Source organism: Nocardioides sp. NPDC127514, from assembly GCF_040302125.1.
Taxonomy (GTDB): Bacteria; Actinomycetota; Actinomycetes; order Propionibacteriales; family Nocardioidaceae; genus Nocardioides.
Window position 1 is genome coordinate 153,116 of sequence record NZ_JBEORF010000003.1, and the last position, 15,074, is coordinate 168,189.

Annotated in this window: 11 protein-coding genes; 8 read left to right on the forward strand and 3 right to left on the reverse strand. The window is 70.2% G+C overall.

From position 1 onward, the window contains the following. The first annotated feature begins 37 nt into the window (after window positions 1–37). Together ABTX24_RS03495 and ABTX24_RS03500 are read left to right on the forward strand one after the other, a co-directional pair. A complete protein-coding gene (locus ABTX24_RS03495) occupies window positions 38–1,309 on the forward strand; it encodes an HNH endonuclease signature motif containing protein (RefSeq protein ID WP_350837446.1) in 1,272 nt (423 codons plus the stop codon). Between the two features lie 648 nt (window positions 1,310–1,957). Next, complete coding sequence (locus tag ABTX24_RS03500) at window positions 1,958–2,764, forward strand: phosphotransferase enzyme family protein (protein WP_350837448.1); 807 nt, start codon at window positions 1,958–1,960, stop codon at window positions 2,762–2,764. Window positions 2,765–2,777: 13 nt separating this feature from the next. Here the strand turns inward: ABTX24_RS03500 and ppk2 are convergent, their stop codons facing one another. Continuing rightward, complete coding sequence (gene ppk2 / locus ABTX24_RS03505) at window positions 2,778–3,668, reverse strand: polyphosphate kinase 2 (RefSeq protein ID WP_160024629.1); 891 nt, start codon at window positions 3,666–3,668, stop codon at window positions 2,778–2,780. Window positions 3,669–3,776: 108 nt separating this feature from the next. Here ppk2 and ABTX24_RS03510 point away from each other — a divergent pair, with 108 nt between their 5' ends. The 4 genes from ABTX24_RS03510 to ABTX24_RS03525 are packed head-to-tail and all read left to right on the forward strand — an operon-like array spanning window position 3,777 to window position 8,169. Continuing rightward, window positions 3,777–4,970: a cysteine desulfurase family protein gene (locus ABTX24_RS03510; protein ID WP_350837450.1), complete on the forward strand. Its 1,194-nt coding sequence runs from the start codon at window positions 3,777–3,779 to the stop codon at window positions 4,968–4,970. After that, the gene (gene mnmA, locus ABTX24_RS03515; RefSeq protein WP_160024627.1) at window positions 4,967–6,067 is read left to right on the forward strand and encodes a tRNA 2-thiouridine(34) synthase MnmA; all 1,101 of its coding nucleotides are present in this window, start codon (window positions 4,967–4,969) and stop codon (window positions 6,065–6,067) included. Before ABTX24_RS03510 ends, mnmA begins: the two co-directional genes overlap by 4 nt. Beyond that, the gene (locus tag ABTX24_RS03520; protein WP_350837452.1) at window positions 6,064–7,062 is read left to right on the forward strand and encodes a uroporphyrinogen decarboxylase/cobalamine-independent methonine synthase family protein; all 999 of its coding nucleotides are present in this window, start codon (window positions 6,064–6,066) and stop codon (window positions 7,060–7,062) included. The genes mnmA and ABTX24_RS03520 overlap by 4 nt, the downstream gene beginning before the upstream one ends. Before the next feature lie 9 nt (window positions 7,063–7,071). After that, window positions 7,072–8,169: a hypothetical protein gene (locus ABTX24_RS03525; protein WP_350837454.1), complete on the forward strand. Its 1,098-nt coding sequence runs from the start codon at window positions 7,072–7,074 to the stop codon at window positions 8,167–8,169. A gap of 6 nt (window positions 8,170–8,175) precedes the next feature. Here the strand turns inward: ABTX24_RS03525 and ABTX24_RS03530 are convergent, their stop codons facing one another. Continuing rightward, the gene (locus ABTX24_RS03530) at window positions 8,176–9,687 is read right to left on the reverse strand and encodes a hypothetical protein (protein ID WP_350837456.1); all 1,512 of its coding nucleotides are present in this window, start codon (window positions 9,685–9,687) and stop codon (window positions 8,176–8,178) included. Window positions 9,688–9,930: 243 nt separating this feature from the next. Here ABTX24_RS03530 and ligA point away from each other — a divergent pair, with 243 nt between their 5' ends. After that, complete coding sequence (gene ligA, locus ABTX24_RS03535) at window positions 9,931–12,030, forward strand: NAD-dependent DNA ligase LigA (RefSeq protein WP_350837458.1); 2,100 nt, start codon at window positions 9,931–9,933, stop codon at window positions 12,028–12,030. A 28-nt stretch (window positions 12,031–12,058) separates the two neighbouring features. On the opposite strand, the gene ABTX24_RS03540 is transcribed toward ligA, so the two are convergent. Then, entirely contained in the window at window positions 12,059–12,619 is a 561-nt protein-coding gene (locus ABTX24_RS03540; protein WP_350837460.1) for a mycothiol transferase, read from the reverse strand. A gap of 145 nt (window positions 12,620–12,764) precedes the next feature. Here ABTX24_RS03540 and ABTX24_RS03545 point away from each other — a divergent pair, with 145 nt between their 5' ends. Then, entirely contained in the window at window positions 12,765–15,032 is a 2,268-nt protein-coding gene (locus ABTX24_RS03545) for a glycosyltransferase (RefSeq protein WP_350837462.1), read from the forward strand. Window positions 15,033–15,074 lie beyond the last annotated feature (42 nt).

The window sequence follows — 15,074 nt, forward strand, 5'->3', positions numbered from 1 at the left end:
CAGACCCATCACAACACCCGTTTGAAGGGATGGAACGATGAGTCTCGGCCGCTCGATCGACCCCTGGGGCACCAACCCTGGGGATGCGATCGACGCTGCCCTGGCCGCCATCGAGACCGCCCTCCAAGAGTTGCTGGCCACCGACCCGGCCTACTGGCGGACCAGGCAGAAGAAGGACCTGCTGGAGCGGCTGGAGAAGCTCCAGGCCCAGCAAGCCGCGTTGAAGCTGCGGGTGCTGGCGTCTGCTGGCGATATCGCCGAGGAGACCGGTGCCAAAGACGCCTCCGGATGGATGCGGACCGAACTCCTCGTCGACAAGGGCGTGGCTCGCTCCCAGGTGAAACTCGCGGCCGCGGTGAGCAAGTACGCCCTCGTCGCCACCGGCCTCGCCGAAGGTGTCGTATCTCAGGACAAAGCCCGAGTGATCACCCAAGCCCTCCACGCCATCGAGACCGATCCCGCCGCCAGCGTCGAGGACCTGATCCTGGCCGAGAAACTGCTGGTCGATCACGCGACCCGGCTGACCGCGAACGAGTTGAAGATCGTCGGACGCCGGATCCTGGCCGAGATCGACCCGGAACGATTCGAGGCCGCCGAAGCCAAGGCGCTGCAGCGGGAAGAAGAGCACGCCCAACGCCGTACCTTCTTCTCCTCCCGCGACAACGGCGACGGCACCATCGACCTCCACGCCCGGGTCTCGCGTGCGATCGGGGTACGGCTCCGCACGGTGTTGGACTCGCTGGCTCAGCCCAGGAAGCTCTCCGCCGAGGACAAGGGCCGCAAAGCGCCCTACGACCGGCTGCTCGGCCAGGCGTTCGCTCGGGTGGTCGAGACCTACGACGTCGACCAGCTCCCCAGGCACGGTGGCCACGGCACCACGGTGTTCATCACCATGAGCCTCGAGGACCTCCGCAAGGACCTCGGCACCGCAGCCCTGGGCTTCGACGGGGACCAGATCACCGCCGCCGAGGCTCGTCGGATGGCCTGCAACGCCGACATTGTTCCGGTGGTGTTGGGCACCGACTCCGAGATCCTCGACTTCGGCCGGACCGCGAGGTTGGCGCATCCGGTCCAACACAAGGCCCTCCGGTTACGCGACAAGTGTTGTCAGGCCGAGGACTGCGACGCACCCGCCGCGTGGACCGAAGCGCATCACTTGAAACCGTGGTCCGAGGGCGGCCTCACGAATCTGGCGAACATGGTCTTGTTGTGTGGGAGCGATCATCGCCGGATCCACGATCCCGACTACACCTATGAGCGGCTTCCGGATGGGCGGATCCGGTTCACTCGGCGCACCCGAACCAGCTGATCCCCGGGCCGGCCAGCGCCGCCGTGCCCGTACTCATCCGATCCCACGATGGGCCGCTCGCTGAACTGTGTCCTCATACCGTCCTGTCGTGCCACTCTTGCCGGGTGGCCAACCTGCCGATGCTCCGCGCCGGGCAGGGCTGATCCGGACGGCGCTGCAGTCGGCGGCGCTCCCAGTGCACGGCGCATCAATCGCCACCTGATGACCCTGCCCATGCCCATCCGTCAGGCGACCGCCTGAAACGGCATGGCCGGTAGCCACCTGAGGCAGCAGCGTCCACTCTGCCGTGGCCGTCGCCCCCGTACTCCGGGACACCTTGTGAAGCGTTCACAAGGTGTCATCGTCTTGTAAAAGCCCGAGGAGGCCTCCAGCCTCGAGGACTCACCAACGCCGGTCCCCAAGCACGTACGCAACCCAGGGAATCCGCGCCATACCCCGCCGCCGACCCGATAGCCAGCCAAAATTCTCGGCGAATCCCGGTGTCAAGGACCGCGAAGCGACCGGCGAAGCCGGCGGCCGCAGGCCGTCCTTGACTCCGGGAGCCGTCGAGAACACCATCCGTAACGGGTCGGCGGCCATCAGCCATTCGAGATCGAGCACCACGCGACACCTCATAACGGCCAGACCCCACCTGCTTGACTTCAACCCATGACCGAAGCCGAAGAATTGCCGAGGATCAGCATGCTCTGGGAGTCGGCCGACCCAGGTGCCGCGCTCATCGAGCGGTTCGGTTTCGCCTCCGCGGCCGAGGCGACGGACTGGGTGACCGGCGTACTGGCTGAGCACTGGGGGCTGAGGGTGACCGGGTGTGAGCGGCTGGTGATCAGCGATGCCAACTGTCTGGCGTGGATCTCCGTCGACGACTCTCGGATGATCGCCAAGTGGTCGATGCGCCCACGCGTGTTCGCGCGCTTGGCGGCGATCGCGCGGCTCACGGTGTGGCTGGGCGAGCGTGGGATACCTGTGTCGATGCCGCAGGTGGCTCGGGACGGCAGGGTCCAGGTGGAGGTCGACGGGTTCTCGCTCGGGCTTCAGCGGGTGATCGATGGGGAGCTGTTGGACGCCACCGATCCCGTTCAGGTCCGGGCTGCGGGCGAGATGCTCGCGAGGATGCATGCCGCGATGGCCGACTACCCGGAGCGGATCCCCACCGACGAACCGGCGGCACTCGGCACCCAGCTGGTCGGCAACGACTTCAGGTCGGCGAACATCATCTGGTCAGGCGGCAAGATCACGGCGGTCCTCGACCTGGAGGAGACGACGTACCGCCGCCGGGTGGACGACCTCGCTCAGGCCGCCGTCCTGCTCGGGACGCGCTATCACCACTGGCGCCCGACACCGGCCGACGTGCGCGGAGCGTTCGTCGCGGCGTACGAGTCGGTTCTTCCGTTGGCGGAAGACGACGCCGGCTCGCTCGAGGACGGCATCGAAGCACACGTGCGGAGCATCCGGTGACCGGGCTGATCGGTCAGTCGCCGACGGCGTCGATGCCTCGCTGGACGATGAGGGGGTCGGGGGTGCCGACGACCTCGGGGTCCTTCTCGTCGTAGTCGTGGTGGGCGAGGAAGTAGCGCATCGCATTGAGGCGGGCGCGCTTCTTGTCGTTGGAGCGGATCGTGGTCCAGGGCGCCCAGTCGGTGTCGGTGCGGCGGAACATCTCCTCTTTGGCAGCCGTGTAGGAGTCCCACTTGTCCAGCGACTGCACGTCGATCGGGGAGAGCTTCCACTGCCGCACCGGGTCGATCTGGCGGATGATGAAGCGGGTCCGCTGCTCCGACCGTCCCACTGAGAACCAGAATTTCGTGAGCGTGATGCCGGAGTCGACGAGCATCTGCTCGAAGAGCGGCACCTGGTGCATGAACTGCTCGTACTGGTCGTCGGAGGCGAAGCCCATGACCCGCTCGACGCCGGCGCGGTTGTACCAGGAGCGGTCGAAGAGGACCATCTCGCCGGCGGTGGGCAGGTGCTGGACGTACCGCTGGAAGAACCACTGCTGCGACTCCCGGTCCGACGGCTTGGACAGCGCGACGGTGCGGGCGTAGCGGGGATTGAGGTGCTCCATGAAGCGCTTGATCGTGCCACCCTTGCCGGCCGCGTCCCGGCCCTCGAAGATCAGCACGTGCTTGCCGCCGACGCGGTCGTTCCAGCGCTGGAACTTCAGCAGCTCGACCTGGAGGAGGTACTTCTGCTCGTCGTAGACCTCGCGGGCGATCCGCTCGGTGTAGGGATAGTTCTCGCGCCAGGTGTCGACGGCCTTGCCGGCCGGGTCCAGGAGTACGGGGTCGTCATCGTGATCCTCGCCGATCGTGTGACCCTCGGTGATCAGGTTGTCGATGTATTCGCGGAATCCCTGGGACATGGCACGAACCTAGAGATCCGAGGTGAACGTCAGGTAGCGCGGCAGCTCGCCCGGACCGTCGACGGCGGTTCGTGGAGCACACCCGCTGCGCCGTACCCTTGGTAGACGATGAACCCCCGGACCGTCTATCTGGACCACGCCGCCACCACGCCCATGGCCTCGGCGGCGATCGAGGCGATGACCGCGGAGCTGGCGCTGGTCGGCAACGCGAGCTCGCTGCACGCATCGGGCCGCCGTGCCCGCCGGGTGCTGGAGGAGTCCCGAGAACGGATCGCGGCGGCGCTCGGGTCCCGGCCGGGTGAGGTCGTCTTCACCTCCGGTGGCACCGAGGCGGACAACCTCGCGCTCAAGGGGGCCTACTGGGCCCGCCGCGGCCAGGACCCGGCCCGCACCCGCATCCTGGCCTCCACCGTGGAGCACCACGCCGTTCTCGACCCGCTGCACTGGCTGGAGTCGACCGAGGGAGCTCAGGTCGAGCTCATCCCGTGCGACGCGACCGGCCGCATCGACCTCGCCGCGATGCAGGAGGCCATCGAGCGCGATCCCGCGTCGGTGGCGCTCATCTCGGTGATGTGGGCCAACAACGAGGTCGGCACGCTGCAGCCCGTGGCCGAGATCGCCGCGATCGCCGCCGAGTACGGCATCCCGGTCCACTCCGACGCCGTCCAGGCGGTCGGCGCGGTGCCGGTCGACTTCGCGACCAGCGGCGTCGACGCGCTCTCCCTGACCGGCCACAAGCTCGGTGGCCCGGTGGGCGCCGGGGCGCTCGTCGTGCGCCGTGAGCTCGAGCTGACCGCGCTGGTCCACGGGGGCGGCCAGGAGCGAGACGTACGCAGCGGCACCCACGCCACCGCGGCCATCGTCGGCTTCGCGGCCGCCGTCGAGCTCGCGGTCAAGGAGCAGGAGGCGTACGCGACCAGGGTCGGCGCCCTGCGTGACCAGCTGGTCGAGCAGGTGCTGGCGGTCGTTCCGGACTCCCACCTCAACGGCCCGGCCCTCGCGCCGCTGGGCCGCCACAGGCTGCCCAACAATGCCCAGATCGCGTTCCCCGGGTGCGAGGGCGACTCGCTGTTGATGCTGCTCGACGCCGCCGGGGTCGAGTGCTCGACCGGTGCGGCCTGCTCGGCCGGCGTACCTCAGGCCTCGCACGTGCTCCTGGCCATGGGCCAGTCGGACGAGCAGGCGCGCTCCTCGCTGCGCTTCTCGCTCGGCCACACCACGACGGCCGAGGACGTGGACCGGCTGGTCGCGGCCATCGGGCCTGCGGTCGAGCGCGGCCGGGCTGCGGGGTTGCAGCGATGAGAGTCGTTGCCGCCATGTCCGGGGGAGTGGACTCCGCCGTCGCCGCCGCCCGCGCGAAGGAGGCCGGCCACGACGTCACCGGCGTCCACCTGGCACTCTCGCGCAACCCGGCGTCCTACCGCACCGGCGCCCGTGGGTGCTGCACGATCGAGGACTCCAACGACGCCCGCCGTGCCGCGGACGTGATCGGGATCCCGTTCTACGTCTGGGACCTCTCCGACCGTTTCCACGAGGACGTGGTCGAGGACTTCATGTCGGAGTACGCCGAGGGGCGCACCCCCAACCCGTGCCTCCGCTGCAACGAGAAGATCAAGTTCGCCGCCGTGCTGGACCGGGCGCTCGCGCTCGGCTTCGACGCGGTCGCGACGGGCCACTACGCGACGCTGCGGACGGGTGACGACGGGCTCGTCGAGCTGCACCGCGCCGTCGACGCCGGCAAGGACCAGTCCTACGTGCTCGGCGTGCTCGACCAGGCCCAGCTCGAGCACTCGCTGTTCCCGCTCGGCGACACTCCGAAGCCGCTGGTGCGCGAGGAGGCTGCTCGCCGTGGCCTGCTCGTCGCCGACAAGCCGGACTCCCATGACATCTGCTTCGTCGCCGACGGCGACAACGCCGGCTGGCTGCGCGAGAAGCTGGGCGACCGGGCCCCCAACGAGTCCGGGCCCATCGTCGACGAGACCGGTGAGGTCCTGGGCGAGCACCAGGGGACGTACGCCTACACGATCGGGCAGCGCAAGGGTCTCCGCCTCGGCAAGCCCGCGCCCGACGGGAAGCCACGGTTCGTGCTCGACATCGAGCCGGTCTCCGGCACCGTCACGGTTGGGCCCCGGGAGCACCTCGCCGTCGACGGCCTCTCCGGGATCCGGCCGCGGTGGGCCGGACGCGCACCCGAGGGCGTCCTCGAGGGCACCGTCCAGCTGCGCGCACACGGCGACGAGCACCGGGCCCGGGTGACCGTGGTCCCCGAGGGAGCCGAGATCGAGCTGCTCGACCCCGCCTACGGCATCGCGCCGGGACAGGCCGCGGTCATCTACGACGGCACCCGCGTCGTCGGCTCGGTCACCATCTCCAACACCCGCCGGGTGGCTCTCGCGTGAGGGCTACCGGAGTCGGGTCGCTGCCTGGTGAGGACTACGCAGAGGCCTGCCGCGTCGTGCTCGGCGAGCTCACCGACCTGCCGCACCTTCCCGAGCTGCCCGCGCGTGGCGCGATCGCGAACATGACCGGCCGGGCGCTGGCGGTCCTCGAGGGTCTCGACGCCGACCTGCAGCCCGCGGGCTGGCGCCTGACCGGCACCTCCGGCTCCGCCGGGGTCGATCACCGGCGCGCCCGCAGCCTGCTCGCCCAGGACCTCGACGTCATCGAGGAGCTGGTCCAGGACTCTCCGCTCACCTCCGGCGGCGGCGCGTTCAAGATCCAGGTCGCCGGACCCTGGACCCTTGCCGCCACCGTCGAGCGGCCGCGCGGTGACAAGCTGCTCGCCGACCACGGTGCCCGGCGTGACCTGGCGCAGGCGCTGGCCGACGGCGTACGCACCCACATCCGTGACGTACGCCGCCGCCTCCCGGGCGCGGACACGCTGGTCGTCCAGGTCGACGAGCCGGCGCTGAGCGCTGTGCTCAACGCCCAGGTGCCGACCGCCTCCGGGTTCGGTAAGCACCGCAGCATCGACTTCCCCGAGGCCTCCCAGGCGCTGGAGTGGGTGCTCGGCGCGATCGCCGAGGAGGGCGCCATCCCGTGGGTGCACTCCTGCGCACCCGGGACCCCGCTGGACCTGCTCCGCAAGGCCGGCGCGAAGGGGATCAGCGTCGACCTGACCCAGCTCACCGCCGCCGATCACGACCACCTGGCCACGGCCCTGGAGGCGGGCGACACGGTCGCTCTCGGCGTGGTCCCCGCGATCGCTCCGGCAGGCCCCGCGCCCACCGACAAGTCGGTCACCGAGACCGTGGAGCGGTGGCTCGACATGCTCGGGCTGGACGCTGCCCACGACATCGTGCTGACGCCCGCGTGCGGCCTCGCCGGCGCCGACGGGCGATGGGCTCGCACCGTCCTGCGAATCCTCACCGAAAGCGCGCGTCACCTGGCGTAGGGTCCCCTCATGCAAAAATGGGGGACGGCACTTCTGGCCGCGGCTCTTCTGCTCGCCGGCTGTGGCAACGAGGTCCGTCAGGCGGACGACGCGGGCGAGAAGCCCAGACCGACGCAGACGGCGAGCATCGACCCGGCCGATCTGCGGCCCGGTGACCAGCCCGCGACGCCCGAGGCGATCGCGGCGATCACGCTCCAGCGCGTGCCCGTCCAGCCGGAGGAGTTCGAGGGCGGTGACCTCTACTTCGAGCAGGACGAGGTCGGCACCGTGCTCCTGTGGGGAGCCGACCATTCGTTGGAGGTCAAGGCCGGCGCGGTCGATGACGACCTGCTCTCGACCTGGTGTCGCGACGGCATGTCCGGCTGTGTCGAGGTGAAGGCAGAGGCCGGTACGGCGACCGTCGCTTGGGACGTCGCCACCGACGACGGCACTCCCGGTCAGCTGATGGTCTCCCACACGTCCAGGGGAGAGGAGCGTCGGGCCGCGTACGTCGGGGAGAAGATCACCGGCGACCCCCGCAAGCTCGATCTCGAGGTGAGCGTGGACGCTCTCATCGCCCTGGTCACCGACCCGCGCCTCGGCACGAAGACGACCATGAAGATGACGAAGGCCCAGGTCAGCGGCTTTCCCTCGGACGGCGCCAACGGCACCGACGAGGTCGCGCTGACCGCCGGCGCGATCGCGGCGGGACTGCTTGAGACCAAGGCGTACGCCGACATCGACTCCTTCGAGAAGGCCGATGTCGCGGGCTACGGCAAGGGTGCCTTCGGCGTCGTCGGCACCACCCCCGGCGGCGGCACGGTCACCGCGATCCATGCTCCGAACCTGCCCGCCGGGAAGCGGAAGTGCCCCACGACCCTCACCTGCTCCAAGGGCGATACCGACGGTTACGACGGCTGGACCGACGGGTCGGCCGAGACCGTCCGCTGCCACAAGGCGGAGGGGGACCTCCCCGCCTTCTGCGCGGTCGTACGCGAGCAGGCGCCCGCACCGTTCCCCGGTGATGACCTCGACCCGGTCCTGTCCGGGCTCGAGGTGGCGCTGGGCACGCTGTGGCCGACGGTTGCGGCCGAGACCGCCAGCCGAGGGGAGTCGCTGGTCGACTGAGCGCGATCAGCGCCCGGCGACCCGCTGACCCTCGTAGTTCGGGCTGTCGTAGGCCTGGCCCCGCTGGCTCGGCGGTGCGAACGACTCGGGTGGACGCGGCTGGCGATGCGCGGGCTGCTGCTGGGGAGACGCGTGCTGCGGTTCCAGGTGCTGGGGGCTCGGTTGACGGTGGCTCGGCCGATGCGGAACGGGCTGGCGAGGATCGGGCTGGTGTTGACCGGGCTGGCGCGGTCCCGGCTGGCGAGGACCTGGCTGGCGCCGGATCGGCTCCTGGCCCTCGGGCAGCCGGCGCGGGAGCGGAGGCTCGGACCGGGACGGGGGCTGCTGGCGAGCGTGGGCCGGGTAGAGGCCCGACGCCTGTCGCGGGTCAGCGGGGTACCGCGGCGCCTGGGCGTAGCCCGGCTCGTCCCACTCCTGCTCACGCCTGCGACGTCCGGAGAGCATCGCGACGGCACTGGCCACGAGCGCGAGGACGATCATCGAGGCCACGATGATCCAGGTGAGCGGGCCGACGCCGCCCTCCTCGGCGGGTGCGGCCAGCTTGAGCTCCTCCGTCTTCGGGGCGCAGCCGCTCTGGACGCACTCGCCGTCGCTCGGGGTGCCGGTCACGACGAAGGAGATCCCGCGGTTCACCGAGCCCTGGAAGGTGAGGGTGTGCTTGCCGAGGCCGATGTCCTTGGGAAGCCGGCCGGACCACTTCGCGACGCCGCGACCGTTGGCCTTGACGCTGGTCGAGAGCACCAGCGGCGTCGAGTAGACGACGACCCTGATGCCGGTCTCGTTGGGCTTGAAGCCGGAGGCCTCGGCGTGGATCACGTCCTCGGCGTCCACGGAGGCGTCGTCGACCCCGGTCAGGCTCAGACCCTTCGCGGTCGGTGGCTCCTCGGGCGCGCTCCACGGCTTCTTGGACGCCTTCTTCCTCGGCTTCTCGCCGGAGCCGGCATCGGCGCCGTCGCCGGAGTCGCCGGCTGCGGGTCGACCCGAGGACGTACCGCCGCCAGAGCCTGAGCCCGAGCCGGATCCGGAGCCCGAGCCGTCCGAGGACCCGGAGTCGTCCGAGGGCTCCTCCGGGGTCGGTGAGCTGCTGGGCTCGGAGAGCGCGTCGAAGTCGAAGGGAACGTCCACCGCCCGCGAATCGGCCGAGTCGTAGAGGTCGCGCCCACCAGCACGCATCGTCATGATCTGGTAGTCGGTGCCGGGGTCGAGCTGGGCGACCTGCGCGGCGTCGAGGGTGAACGTGTAGGTCCAGTCCTCGGGGTCGTCGGGGTTGATCACGACCGACTTGACGAAGGTGCTCCGTGTGCCTGATCCGCGGTAGCCGACCGGGTTGAGGGCGATCTCGATGCCCGGATCCTTGCCGGTGTAGTCGGTGCCGTGGACGCTGAGGACCACGCCGTCCTTCGACTGCTCGAGGATCGACACCTCGACCTCGGCGTCGGAGAAGGCGCTCCCCAGCCCAAGCGCGTACGTGGCGCCGACCGGGGCCAGCACCAGCGCGAGCGCCGTCGACAGCGTCACCACGATCCGAGAAAACACGGAGACCTCACAAGGCGGTCATTGGGGGACTGGTGTCGGCCCGCCTTGCCCGACGCGGGGGAAGGTAGCCGTCTTTACCTTCCGTCGTGACCCGCGTCACCCAGGTGTTGATCGGTTGCGTCGATATTGAGGGGGTTGAGTGTCGTTCAGGTCGACGAAACGCCGAAAACGCCCGGGCGGGTATGCGGTCGGAAATTGTCGGCGGGACCAGGCAAGATGGTGCCCGTGAACGATGACGTGACCGACGCGGGCCCCGAGCAGAAGAACGAGCACCAGGAGCTCGTCGAGCAGATCGAGGATGCTCGCTACCGCTACTTCGTGCTCGACGAGCCGACGCTCTCCGACGCCGACTACGACCAGAAGTGGCGGCGGATCAACGAGCTCGAGGAGCAGTTCCCCGAGCTGCGCACCCCCGACTCGCCGACCCAGAAGGTCGGTGGCACGTTCTCGACGGAGTTCACCGCGGTCGACCACCTCCAGCGGATGGAGTCGCTCGACAACGTCTTCTCGTTCGACGAGCTCGCCGGCTGGCACGCCCGGATCGCCAAGGACGGCGCCGGCCAGGCCGAGCTGCTGTGCGAGCTCAAGGTCGACGGACTGGCCATCAACCTGCTCTACGAGAAGGGCCGCCTGGTCCGGGCGCTGACCCGCGGCGACGGCCGCACCGGCGAGGACGTCACCCCGAACGTACGCACCATCAAGTCGATCCCGCACCGGCTCACCGGCACCGACGAGTTCCCGGTGCCTGACCTGGTCGAGGTGCGCGGCGAGGTCTTCTTGTCCATCGAGGCCTTCGACAAGCTCAACGCCTCGCTGGTCGACGCGGGCAAGCCGATGTTCGCCAACCCGCGCAACTCCGCCGCCGGGTCGCTGCGTCAGAAGGACCCGCGAGTGACCGCGACCCGCGCGCTCGGGATGGTCTGCCACGGCATCGGCGCCCGGGAGGGCTTCCAGCCGGTCGCCCAGTCGCATGCGTACGACGCCCTGAAGGCTTGGGGGCTGCCCACCTCTCAGCGGGTCAAGGTGCTCAAGACCCTCGCCGAGGTCGAGGAGTTCATCAGCTACTTCGGCGAGCACCGCCACGACGTCACCGAGCACGAGATCGACGGTGTCGTGATCAAGGTCGACGACATCTCGTTGCAGCGCCGCCTCGGCTCGACCAGCCGCGCGCCGCGGTGGGCGATCGCCTACAAGTACCCGCCGGAGGAGGTCAACGCCAAGCTGCTCGCCATCGACGTCGGCGTGGGCCGCACCGGCCGGGTCACGCCCTTCGGCGTCATGGAGCCGACCAAGGTCGCCGGCTCGACCGTCGAGCGCGCGACGCTGCACAACGCCCACGAGGTGAAGCGGAAGGACGTACGCCCCGGCGACACCATCATCCTCCGCAAGGCCGGCGACGTGATCCCGGAGATCCTCGGCCCGGTGCTGCCGCTGCGACCCGAAGGGCTGCCCGAGTGGGTGATGCCCACCGAGTGCCCCGCGTGCGGCACCACGCTCGCCGAGCAGAAGGAGGGCGACAAGGACCTGCGCTGCCCCAACCACCGCGGCTGCCCCGCGCAGGTGCGGGAGCGGGTCTTCTTCGCCTCCGGACGTGGCGCCTTCGACATCGAGGGGATGGGCTACGAGGCGGCGGACGCCCTGCTGGCCGCCGAGGTGATCACCAACGAGGGCGATATCTTCTCGCTCGACGAGGCCAAGCTCGCCACCACGGCGTTCTTCACCCGGGCCGCGAAGAAGGCCGAGAAGGAGGCCGGGGCCGGCGACCGGGTGCTCAACGCCAACGCGCTGGGACTGCTGCGCAACCTGGAGGAGCGCAAGCAGGTCCCGCTGTGGCGGGTGCTGGTCGCGCTCTCCATCCGCCACGTCGGCCCGTCCGCGGCCCGGGCGCTGGCCACGGAGTTCGGCTCGCTGGACGCCATCTGGGCGGCCTCCCAGGAGGAGCTGGCTGCCACCGAGGGCGTCGGCGGGATCATCGCCGAGGCCATCGTCGAGTGGCGCCAGGTCGACTGGCACCAGGAGATCGTCGAGAAGTGGCGTACGGCCGGGGTCTCCCTCGAGGACGAGCGCGACGAGTCGGTCGCCCGCACGCTCGAAGGGCTGACGATCGTGGTCACCGGGTCGCTGGAGGACTTCTCCCGCGACGGCGCCAAGGAGGCGATCATCAGCCGTGGCGGCAAGGCCGCGGGGTCGGTCTCGAAGAAGACCGACTACGTCGTGGTCGGCGAGAGCGCGGGCTCCAAGGCCGCCAAGGCCGAGGAGCTGGGCCTGCCGATCCTCGACGAGGCGGCGTTCAAGGTCCTGCTGGAGAGGGGACCCGAGCTCTGAGCGATGACGGGCCGGGCATCGTCCACGCCTACCCGTCGGTGCTGAGTTCGGCAACGATGTCGAGGTGACCCGCGTGCCGGGCGTACTCGGCGAGCACGTGGAAGCAGATCCACTCCAGCGTCGGCCGGTTCTCAGCGAAGCGTCCGCCGGGCGAAGCGACGGCATCGAGTGCGTATGTCCCCAGGATCTGGGACGTACGCTGCCCCAGCGCCGTCAGCCGGTCGGCGATCTGCTCCGCCGTGACGTCGTCAGCGACGACCCACCGTGCCGCTGGCCGGGTCTCGTCGGAGTCGTCGGAGCGGAACGGCTCCTCGACGTTCCAGTCGCCCCACGGGTCGTCGACCGGCTCGCCGAGGAAGCCCCAGACGAACCAGCGCTGCTCCATGTGGAGCACGTGGCCGAGCAGCTCGATGGGCGTCCAGTTGCTCGGCACGCGCGCCTGGCGGCGCTGCTCGGCAGGCAGGGCGAGGACAGCGTCGATCATGTCGGCGCGCACCCAGGCGAGGTATCCGGCCCATCGCTCCGCTCCAGCCGGGTCCGTCTTGGCGGGCTCGCCCGGGTTTCTGCTCATTCGCTTGTCCTCGCTCATGGTGTTGACCTTAGGCGCGAGCCGCCGGAACCGACGTGAGAGTTGAGCGCCGGCCTCCCGATCCCGGACGAGGCGGCGTTCAAGGTCCTGCGGGAGGCGGGCTCGACTGGACTCGGCTAGAAAATACCCCCCATAGTGTGGCGTCGTGCTCGACGCTCTTCCCCCACTCCTCACGGTCGCCGCGGTCCTGCTGGTTCCGGCGACCGTGCTGCTGTTCACGATCCGTACGCCGCGTGCCGGCTCGCTCTCCGCGGGCACCGCGGTCGTCGCGGCAACCCTCACCGCGGTGGTCGCCCTCGGGGCCGGCCTGCTGCTCGGTCAGGACGCCGTCCAGGCCGCGATCGGAGCCGTCGTCCTCGGCTCCTCGCTGCTGGCCTGGCTGCCCGCGGCACGGGACTGGGACGTACGCGGCCTGGTCGCCTGGGCACTCACCATCGACGTGGGGCTGCTCTACCTGACCTATGTGGGGCTGTGGACGGTCACGGTCCACCCCGGAGTGTGGACGACGACGCTGTCGAGCCTGCTGTGGGTGCTGGAGGTCTTCGTCTTCGTGATCGGCGTGGGCTACCTGTGGGAGATGGTGGACGTGCTCGCGCGGCGCCGCTGGCGCGGGTGGCCGACCCGGGGCGAGCACCACCCGGGCTGGCGCCATCCGTTCGTGAGCCTGCACGTCCCCACCCACAACGAGCCGCCGGAGATGGTCATCGAGACCCTCGAGCGGATGCTCGAGCTGGACTACGACGCGTACGAGATCCTGGTCATCGACAACAACACCGACGACCCCGCGCTGTGGCGGCCGGTGCAGGACTTCTGCGAGCAGTACGACGGGGTCACCTTCATCCACCTGGCCAACTGGCCCGGGTTCAAGTCCGGGGCGCTCAACTACGCGCTGACCCGGATGAACCCGCGCACCGAGGTCGTCGGCATCGTCGACGCCGACTACCACGTCGCCCCCGACTTCCTGGCCCATAACGCCCCGCTGTTCAGCGACGAGTCGGTGGCCTTCGTGCAGACGCCGCAGGACTACCGGGACTGGGACGTCTCGGCGTACTTCCGCCGGCTCTACCACTCCTACGGCTACTTCTTCGATGTCAGCCAGGTCTCTCGCAACGAGCGCAACGGCGCCATCTTCGGCGGCACCATGGGACTGATCCGCGCCTCCGCGCTGGTCCGGTCCGGCGGCTGGGACGAGTGGTGCATCACCGAGGACGCCGAGCTGTCGCTGAGGCTGCTGAAGATGGGCTACAACGGCATGCACGTCGACCGTTCCTACGGCCGTGGCGTGATGCCGCTGACCTTCGAGACGCTCAAGAAGCAGCGGTTCCGGTGGTGCTTCGGTGGCATCCAGATCCTGCGCATGCACTGGCGCTCGTTGCTGCCCGGACGCCGCACCGAGGACAACCAGATGACCCTGGCGCAGCGCTGGGCCTACCTCGTCGGCGGGCTGCAGTGGTTCGGCGACCTCGCCGGAGCGCTGTTCACCTTCTTCCTGATCTCGGGTGCTCTCGACCTGATGCTGGGTGGGGGACTGGTCGTACGCCGCCTCTCGGGGCTCCTCCTGTTCGCCACCGTCGCGCTGGTGCTCTTCGGCGCGGCCCGATCGATCGCCCTGGTCCGGCTCCGTGGCGGTGCCTCCTGGGGCGACGCGCTCGGCGCGTTCGGGCTCTGGCTGGCGCTCGGGGTGACCGTCGCACGGGCCTCCTGGCTCGGGCTGGTCTCGCGCGAGGGCACCTTCCTGCGTACGCCGAAGATCAAGGGGCAGCCGCGGGTGCGGGACGTGATTCGCGGCAACCTGGTGGAGACCGTCGCGGCGTCGGTCTGTCTCGTCATGGCCCTCGTGGTCGGCGTGCGCGGCGGGGCGACCGGCGTCGCCATCGCCGTGCTCCTTGCGTTCCAGGGTGTCGGCTACCTGCTGGCCCCCATCAACAGCTGGGCGGCGATCCGCAGCGACCTGCCCGCCGACCTGCGACGCCGTCGGGAGCGGATCTGGGCATGGAGCGCCGCCGCAGCGCCCGCTGCTCGCCGCGGTGGACTGGTGCTGGCCTTCAGCTCGGTGATGCTCGCCGGGCTGGTCGCGCTCGCGGCGCCGGTGGGCAGCCCGGACGTACCCGAGGTCGGCGACGTCCACGGTGCTCTCGAGAAGAAGCCGCGCGACCGGGAGGACCGGCCCACCCCCGCACGGAGCCCGGCGCCGGAGCCGACCGCGGACCCGACCCAGGCCGCGGAGCCGTCATCGAGCGGCGCCGCCGGCGCCACGGCCAGCACCCGGCCCACCCAGGCCGCCGATCCGACCCCGACGACCGATCCCACTCGCGGTGCCGATCCGACCCAGGCGGCGCCCACCCAGCCGGGCTCCGGCGGTCGGCCGACCGACAAGCCGTCCAACGGTGGAGGCCCGAACAAGACGCAGTAGGCGTCATCTGCTCACCTCGGCGTTACCGACGTGAGAGTTGGA

Excerpts from the sequence above, each read along its gene's own strand:
- ppk2 (WP_160024629.1), bottom strand. The coding sequence starts at position 3,668 with ATGTCCCAGGGATTCCGCGAATACATCGACAACCTGATCACCGAGGGT.
- ABTX24_RS03500 (WP_350837448.1), top strand. The coding sequence starts at position 1,958 with ATGACCGAAGCCGAAGAATTGCCGAGGATCAGCATGCTCTGGGAGTCG.
- mnmA (WP_160024627.1), top strand. The coding sequence starts at position 4,967 with ATGAGAGTCGTTGCCGCCATGTCCGGGGGAGTGGACTCCGCCGTCGCC.
- ABTX24_RS03495 (WP_350837446.1), top strand. The coding sequence starts at position 38 with ATGAGTCTCGGCCGCTCGATCGACCCCTGGGGCACCAACCCTGGGGAT.
- ABTX24_RS03540 (WP_350837460.1), bottom strand. The coding sequence starts at position 12,619 with ATGAGCGAGGACAAGCGAATGAGCAGAAACCCGGGCGAGCCCGCCAAG.
- ABTX24_RS03510 (WP_350837450.1), top strand. The coding sequence starts at position 3,777 with ATGAACCCCCGGACCGTCTATCTGGACCACGCCGCCACCACGCCCATG.
- ABTX24_RS03525 (WP_350837454.1), top strand. The coding sequence starts at position 7,072 with ATGCAAAAATGGGGGACGGCACTTCTGGCCGCGGCTCTTCTGCTCGCC.